Here is a 6,971-nt window from a genome sequence, read left to right as displayed (position 1 = left end):
ACTTTTAAATGATTATATGCCTTGGTCAAAAAACATCCAAGCGACATGTGCAAAATAGCCAACTATCCGAAAAAAATTTCAGATAGTTGGCTATTCGTCGTGCGTACCGAAAAGGTGCGCTTATTTTTTATATTTCGGGCTTACGTTAAATCGAACAGAAAGTCGCCTGTTTCTTTATGTAAGTCAATTTCAAATAAAAAAAGCGAATATGAGAACGAATGGGTCATTCTCATACTCGCAATAGACTTTCAGTATCTTCTTAAGCTGACAGTCTTTTTGCTTTGCCCATTAATTATTATTCAATTGTTGGTTTATAGAATGAACGGTTATCCAACGGGAATAGGCGCTCAGTAAATTCACCAGGTCTTGTCTTGCCTAAAGCACGTTTTAATGTATTCATCTTCGCATCAATATTATCAATATAGTGCAGTATCTCAGCTTCTTGAAGCATTGGCTTTTTAGGACTTCCCCATTCTTCTTTACCGTGATGTGATAAAACCATATGTTGAAGAAGCATTACTTCTTCTCCTTCAATATTTAACTCATTTGCAGCAAGAGCAATTTCACTTACCATAATAGAGATATGTCCTAACATATTCCCAGTGACTGTATAGCTTGTTGAAATTGGTCCTGATAATTCTACTACCTTACCAATATCATGTAAGATTATTCCCGCATAAAGTAGATCTCTATTTAAAGTTGGATACAAATCTGCTATAGCTTTCCCTAGCTTTAGCATAGATACAACATGATCTAATAATCCGGATGCATAATCATGATGATTTTTTGTGGCTGCAGGAAAAGTCATTAGAGATTGTTGATTTTCCATGATTAAGTATCTTGTAAGACGAGAAATGTTAGGGTTCTTTATCTCAAAGAAAAAATTCATAAGCTGATCGAATAATTCTTCTTTAGGAGTTTCTGCTGATTGAACTAAATCAGTTACTGAAATATTCTCATCCTCATTTATAGGACGAATCGTTTTAATACGCAATTGTAGTTTTCCACGATAATCGTGAATTTCTCCACCGATTCGAACAATTCCACCCGCCTGATACAATTTTTCTTGATCTTCTCCAGTATCCCAAAGCTTTGCTTCTATGCTTCCACTTTTATCTTGTAAAATAAGTGTCATAAATGGTTTTCCCATTGTTGTAACACCTTTTGTTGCTTGTTTAATAAGTAAATATTGATCGACTGGTGCTCCTGCTTGTAATGTTGCTACTCCATTCATACCGAAGTCAATCCCCTTTCATTATTAAGATTTGCTACTTGGATGATATTAGCTTTCTCCCATTGTTCCAGCATTCCATCATGACATGTAAAGTAAAGAATCTGATGTTCACTTGAAATTCTTTGTATTAATTGTACCATGTAAATTATTCTTAAACGATCAAAATGGACAAACGGATCATCCATAATAATCGGAAATGGTGCTGATTGTTTAAGTGAACCAGCAAGAGCAAATCGCAGTGCGATATATGCTTGTTCTTTGGTTGCTTGTGATAACTCTGCAACTGAGTAACGAATCCCTTCCACTGATAATACTTCAAATTTTCCCTCAGTATTCAGATAAAGTGATTCATATCGATTATTGGTTAATAATTTAAAGTACTGCTCTGCATGTTGTAAAACTGCAGGGAGCTTTTCTTCTTTTAACTGATGTAAAGTTTCTTGAATAGCTGTAGATATAAGTTTAGATACTACCCATTCTTTTGCGTTGGTATTGAATGCTGCCTTATGTTGTTCAAACTGTTGGAGGTGGTTACCATATTGACGATCCTCTAACAAATATTCAGCTTGTGCATTGAGAGTAGCCTGTTCTTTCAATAAGATGCTCTTTTGTAACTGAAGCTGTTTTTCATGCTCATTATACTGCGTGATACGATGATTGATGTCTTCTATAGATAAATCTGTTGTCTGTATTGTTTTATCGAACATTTGAAGCTGTGCCTCAATTTGTTGAAGTGAAAATTGCATTTTCTCAAACTGATGGTATTGCTCTGCAGCTTTATAATATTCGTCTACTGTTGTAACATTTGCATCCTGCAATAATTTGAGAATCTCTTCTTCATACGTATCATGCAACATGCTTAACTCTTCTAATTGCTGTTGTAGCTCCTTTTTCTTTTCAAGTGAGCTCTCTATAGAATGTTGTAATTCAAGCATTTGTTGATAACTACTGTGCACAACTGTGGATAAATTTTCAACAGTACAAGTAGTATTACAAATAATTGAAGCTTGTTGTAACCTTTGTTCTGTTAATCTTATCAATTGTTCTTTCTGATCATTCATCATCATCAAACGATTATTCGATAACTGTAATTGACGAACATTTCTAAATAACTCGTTAACTAATTTAGGCTGAATATCCCCTGTAATTTGGAATTTAGCTAAAAATAATTTCAGTTGTTCTTTGTTTTGTTCTGCAAGAATAGTTAACTTACTTAATGTTTTTAAAACTTGTTTTTGTTCTATTTCTTTATCTTCTAATTGTTGCTCAACTAAAGAAACACGATCATTATAGAGCCGGATTGATTGTTCAAGTTGTTCCATCTCTTGTGTCATTTTGCGGACTTTATCTAATTTTCTTATAGATTGTTCCAACTGTTTGTCTTGGTTTGAAGTATTTGCCTTATGATTGAATAATACATAAATTGCAATTGCCAATACTACCCCAACTATACCTAAAATCATTTTTTCTTGAGCGATACCCAAGATAATCGAGATAACTGCTAGAAAAATACTTAATACCTTTACTAACTGTTCGGTTTTTGATGATCCATGATGTTGTAGTAATACTTTTGCTTCAGTAGCTTCTTCTTTTTCTTTCTGCCACTTTTTTAAACGTTCCTTGTCATCCTCAGTTGGCATACTTTCATACAATTCGTCCAGTTTTTGCGATAGAGTTCGGATTTCCTCTTCTAAACGATTTGATATTCTCTGTTGAAATCGTAATTGCTCATCTTGTTCTTCCATTTGTCGGATCAAACGTTGAAATTGATCTTCCTGTTGTATAGAAACTTCTGATTGTAATACTGCTTGTTGTTGTTCAGAACTCGTAATACCTAAAAGTTGAAATTGACTATTCATCTCTTGTTTCACTGTTTGAATATCCCTTTCAAACTGGCGAAGTTGAGTTTGCCATTCCCTCCATTCACTATCACGATCGACAAGTTCTTTTAATGAATGTAATTGTTCAATATCAAACTCTTCCTGTAACTGTTCTATTAAGAAATCGTAATTTTGTTGTACTTTATTTAAAGAAGCTTTGTTTGTTAACTGAAGTTCTCGCAATTGCTCAAATCGATTGATACCGTTGTTTGGAAATGAGGTATAATCAAGACCAGCTATTACGGATTCTAATCTTTGTTTTTCTTCTAATAATGGTGAAACTTGCCGTAACTCATTTAAGTTTTGTATATCTTGTTTAATCAGTTGTTCTTGCTTATCGAGATCTTTCATCTCTTTTTGAATCGCTTCTATCCTTTTCATAGAAGGCTCATATTCATCTATTCTTTTTCGTTCTTCTTTAATCTTTTGATCTTGTTTTACTAAATCGATAATATTCTGATTTAAAAGAGGCACTCTTCCTGATTTTTTGAACAATTCCTGTTCCCTTTTTTCTAATTCTTGTTTTACATTGGCAAGTTGATCTGCACCAGTCGTACCTGAGGCTAATAATACACCACTTAACTCTTCCTCAGATAAATTCTCCATCTGTTGTAATTGATGCACTGAAAAGGAAAATACTGCTTCAAAACTATGTCGGTTATACCCTCTCATAATCTTAGCTAATAACTCTTCATGCCCTTTTTCACCATTAGCAAGATATACTGTAACATCTCCACTTGCTTTTCCTTTCACTCGCTCTATAATACACTCACCATATTCATGATCGTATAGATGCACTTGTCCACCAAACTTACCACCTTTTTTAGGTTCATATCGTAGTTGTTGGTGGTTTTTTTGAGGAAATCCGAAGAGAATTTGCAAGATAAATTGTTGAATTGTCGTTTTGCCTGCTTCATTTAACCCATAAAAAACATTGATACCTTTTGATAATTCAACTGTAATATCTTCATGTTGTCCAAATCCATATATCAATAGCTTTTTTAAATGCACATCTACTCTCCCCCTACCCTTTGGTCATACTAATGTTCTTTAGAAATTGTTGTTTTGCCTCAGATACAAGAGATTCTAAATCTTCTGATGTTAACGTTTCTAAGTAGCGACTTCCTTTTGGATGTTGATACAGATCCTTTATAACCTCTTTTAAATGCTTTTCATCCCATTCACTTAACACTTTTAAGACTGATTCAGATGCTAATGTTGGCTCATATCTATTAACAGCAGAATCGTCTATTTCTAATGATTGTATCCATACAAATGGGGTCTTTTCTTCCTCTTGTTCACGAATCACTTCGAGCCAATCTGCAAGTGGCGTCTCTTCAAATAGAGACTTTCCTTGTTCATCTATATTTTTTAGATAAAGCCAGACAACTCCAGCCCCAAATTGTTCTCTGAAGTTTTCCAAAGCTTGTCCACAAGCCCTAAGAACTTCATTGGCATGTATTAAGTTGGCACAATCGATTTCTATTTTGTCATACACAATAGCGGAAGTCGGAATAAATGTACAATCTGAAGCGAAATTTGTAATTGTAACATCATAAAACCCTTTTACGCCTTGTTCCTTTAGATGTCTACTTTGTATATTCCCCGGATAAATAATGGGTGGATCAGTATGCAAAACTTGACGCTTATGGATATGTCCAAGAGCCCAATAATCATAATTTTTGGAAAGCAATTCTTCAATTGTAAACGGTGCATAAACATCATGCGTTGTATTCCCCTGTAAACTTCCATGTAACATCCCAATATGTACGGCATCTTGTTCTGTGGCAATTGGGTATGTGTCAATCATAGGTTTTAGTACATGCCGTTCTGGATAGCTAAATCCGTATAGATTCACCTTGGAATCACGAACATTCAATGTCAATTTAGTCGTCTCTTTTGGCATTACGTAAACATTTTCCGGCAATGAAAAGCGTGTCCATTTCCCCTTCAAATGATCATGATTTCCATAACTAATAATAATGGGAATTTGATATTCCGATAACTTCTCCATACCTTTTTGAAAAATTTGTTGTGCCCTTAAACTGCGATCTTCCCCATCATAAATATCACCTACAATCAGGATAAAATCAGGTTTTTCTTTAATCGCCTTTTCTATTAAATTTGAAAAAGCATCGAATGTACTGTTACGTAGCTGTTCAAATGCCTGTTCAGGTAAATTAGACATTCCTTTAAATGGGCTATCCAAATGCAAGTCAGCAGTGTGGAAAAATCGAATCGAAGACATACTATCCCTCTTTCAGTAAAGCGAATATTTGTTCTTATTTTAACATGAACTTCCAATTATTTATAGCGTTTTCTACTTAAGTCTTACACATTTTAATGTACAAGATTTAATCCATTTTAGTATAATGAATGTACATTCATTATAAGGGGTGAGGATGATGCTAACGTTTCGTTTTACAGCTTTTAAAAAATCTGGTGAAATCATTAAAGATGAAGCATGGGAATTCTCAGATGAAGATACAGCAAAAAAACAAGGGGCAGAAAAAATTGAACAACTTGGTTTATCCGAAGAGACTCATCGTCTTGTTAACTCAAGCGGTAAATTAATATTATTTCATGTGTGAGTAAAAAGGAGTTGTCCTGTAATTTTGGACAACTCCTTTTATTGACAATTATTAGATTTGATTTATTTTCCTTCAAAATTCGGCGTTCTTTTTTCTACAAATGCTTTAATACCTTCTAGATGATCTTTAGTACTACGCATTGTTGTCTGCCCCACTGACTCCATTTCTAAAATACTATTCAGTTCAGCAACTTTCTGTGCATGCAATATTTTTTTCGTCTCAATCATAGATAATAGTGGAGAATGTAGCAATTTTTGCGCTAATTGTCCTGCTTGTTCGATTGCTGTTCCATTTTCTACAACTTCGTCGACTAATCCTACTTTTTTCGCCGCAAAACCATTTAAAACATCTCCAGCCCAAATCATTTGCTGAGCTTTTGGAGCACCTAATCTTTCTTTCATAAAGAAATGCCCTGCTCCATCAGGGATAAGACCAATTCCTATAAAATTCATCGCAAATTTACTATCTTCTTCCCCAATTATAATATCCGCTGCTAATGCTAAACTAAAACCAAGTCCAGCAGCTGCACCATGAACTGCTGCAATAGTTACCATAGGTAAGGTGTAAAATGCCTTCACCAATCTAGAGATATCTATCATAACATCAGCAATATCAAAGCTCTCAGTTAACATCGCTTTAATATCTCCACCGGCGGAGAATACTTTTCCCTCACCTTTTAATATCAACACTTGTATCGTAGGATCTTTATGCAATGCTTCAAAACAATTTGCTAACTCATGGAGCATTACATCATCCATCGCATTCATTTTTTGCGGTTGATTTAAACTAACAATCGCTAATCTACCGTTTCTTTCAATAGTAATTGTTTCATATCCCATTTTGGTGCACCCCTCTGTGTTCATAATAAATTACATAATGCTACCTTACTTAAAGATATTCTATGTTTTATTATAAAAACCTTTATTTTGAAAATTCTAATATTATTTTATTATTTGAGTAGATTTACAAAAATCAAAACATCATAAAAATTCTATTTTCTGACTATGTATTTTAATGAATAGCGGAATATTTAACTATTTTAAAAAAGTATTTAAATAAAATTATATTTGTCACCTTTTATAATTATCATTTCACTTAAATATACAAATTTCTTTCAAATATATTATTTCGTTATCATTATGTACTTAATTTCAGGGTGTTATATATATGTGCTATTGATAATGTTTTATTGAATTATCAACTTTTTTATTTTCCGGATAAAAACTTTCCTATGGGTTGTATTTATTATTCTAAAATATTTATAAG

At 33.5% G+C, this 6,971-nt stretch carries 5 protein-coding genes; 1 reads left to right on the top strand and 4 read right to left on the bottom strand.

The features are described 5' to 3' along the window. Window positions 1–295 precede the first annotated feature (295 nt). The 3 genes from yhaM to CW357_RS09905 are packed head-to-tail and all read right to left on the bottom strand — an operon-like array spanning window position 296 to window position 5,362. On the bottom strand, window positions 296–1,234 hold the full coding sequence (gene yhaM / locus CW357_RS09915; RefSeq protein ID WP_124217937.1) for a 3'-5' exoribonuclease YhaM: 939 nt from the start codon (window positions 1,232–1,234) through the stop codon (window positions 296–298). After that, window positions 1,231–4,125, bottom strand: coding sequence for an ATP-binding protein (locus CW357_RS09910; protein ID WP_124217936.1), 2,895 nt, complete (start codon window positions 4,123–4,125; stop codon window positions 1,231–1,233). Before CW357_RS09910 ends, yhaM begins: the two co-directional genes overlap by 4 nt. Before the next feature lie 13 nt (window positions 4,126–4,138). After that, a complete protein-coding gene (locus tag CW357_RS09905; protein WP_124217935.1) occupies window positions 4,139–5,362 on the bottom strand; it encodes a metallophosphoesterase family protein in 1,224 nt (407 codons plus the stop codon). 157 nt (window positions 5,363–5,519) lie between these two features. Between CW357_RS09905 and CW357_RS09900 the strand changes: the two genes are divergently transcribed. After that, the gene (locus tag CW357_RS09900; protein WP_119414559.1) at window positions 5,520–5,705 is read left to right on the top strand and encodes a YhzD family protein; all 186 of its coding nucleotides are present in this window, start codon (window positions 5,520–5,522) and stop codon (window positions 5,703–5,705) included. A gap of 62 nt (window positions 5,706–5,767) precedes the next feature. Here CW357_RS09900 and CW357_RS09895 read toward each other — a convergent pair whose 3' ends face one another. Beyond that, on the bottom strand, window positions 5,768–6,544 hold the full coding sequence (locus tag CW357_RS09895; protein ID WP_119414558.1) for an enoyl-CoA hydratase: 777 nt from the start codon (window positions 6,542–6,544) through the stop codon (window positions 5,768–5,770). Window positions 6,545–6,971: the final 427 nt, after the last annotated feature.

This window comes from Rummeliibacillus sp. TYF005, from assembly GCF_003844195.1.
Classification (GTDB): Bacteria; Bacillota; Bacilli; order Bacillales_A; family Planococcaceae; genus Rummeliibacillus.
Note: the sequence above shows the minus strand (reverse complement) of the source record. Positions and strands in the feature narration are given on the sequence as shown.

What these genes read in the sequence shown, in the direction of transcription:
- CW357_RS09895 (WP_119414558.1), bottom strand. Translation starts at nt 6,544, where the DNA reads ATGGGATATGAAACAATTACTATTGAAAGAAACGGTAGATTAGCGATT.
- yhaM (WP_124217937.1), bottom strand. Translation starts at nt 1,234, where the DNA reads ATGAATGGAGTAGCAACATTACAAGCAGGAGCACCAGTCGATCAATAT.
- CW357_RS09905 (WP_124217935.1), bottom strand. Translation starts at nt 5,362, where the DNA reads ATGTCTTCGATTCGATTTTTCCACACTGCTGACTTGCATTTGGATAGC.
- CW357_RS09900 (WP_119414559.1), top strand. Translation starts at nt 5,520, where the DNA reads ATGCTAACGTTTCGTTTTACAGCTTTTAAAAAATCTGGTGAAATCATT.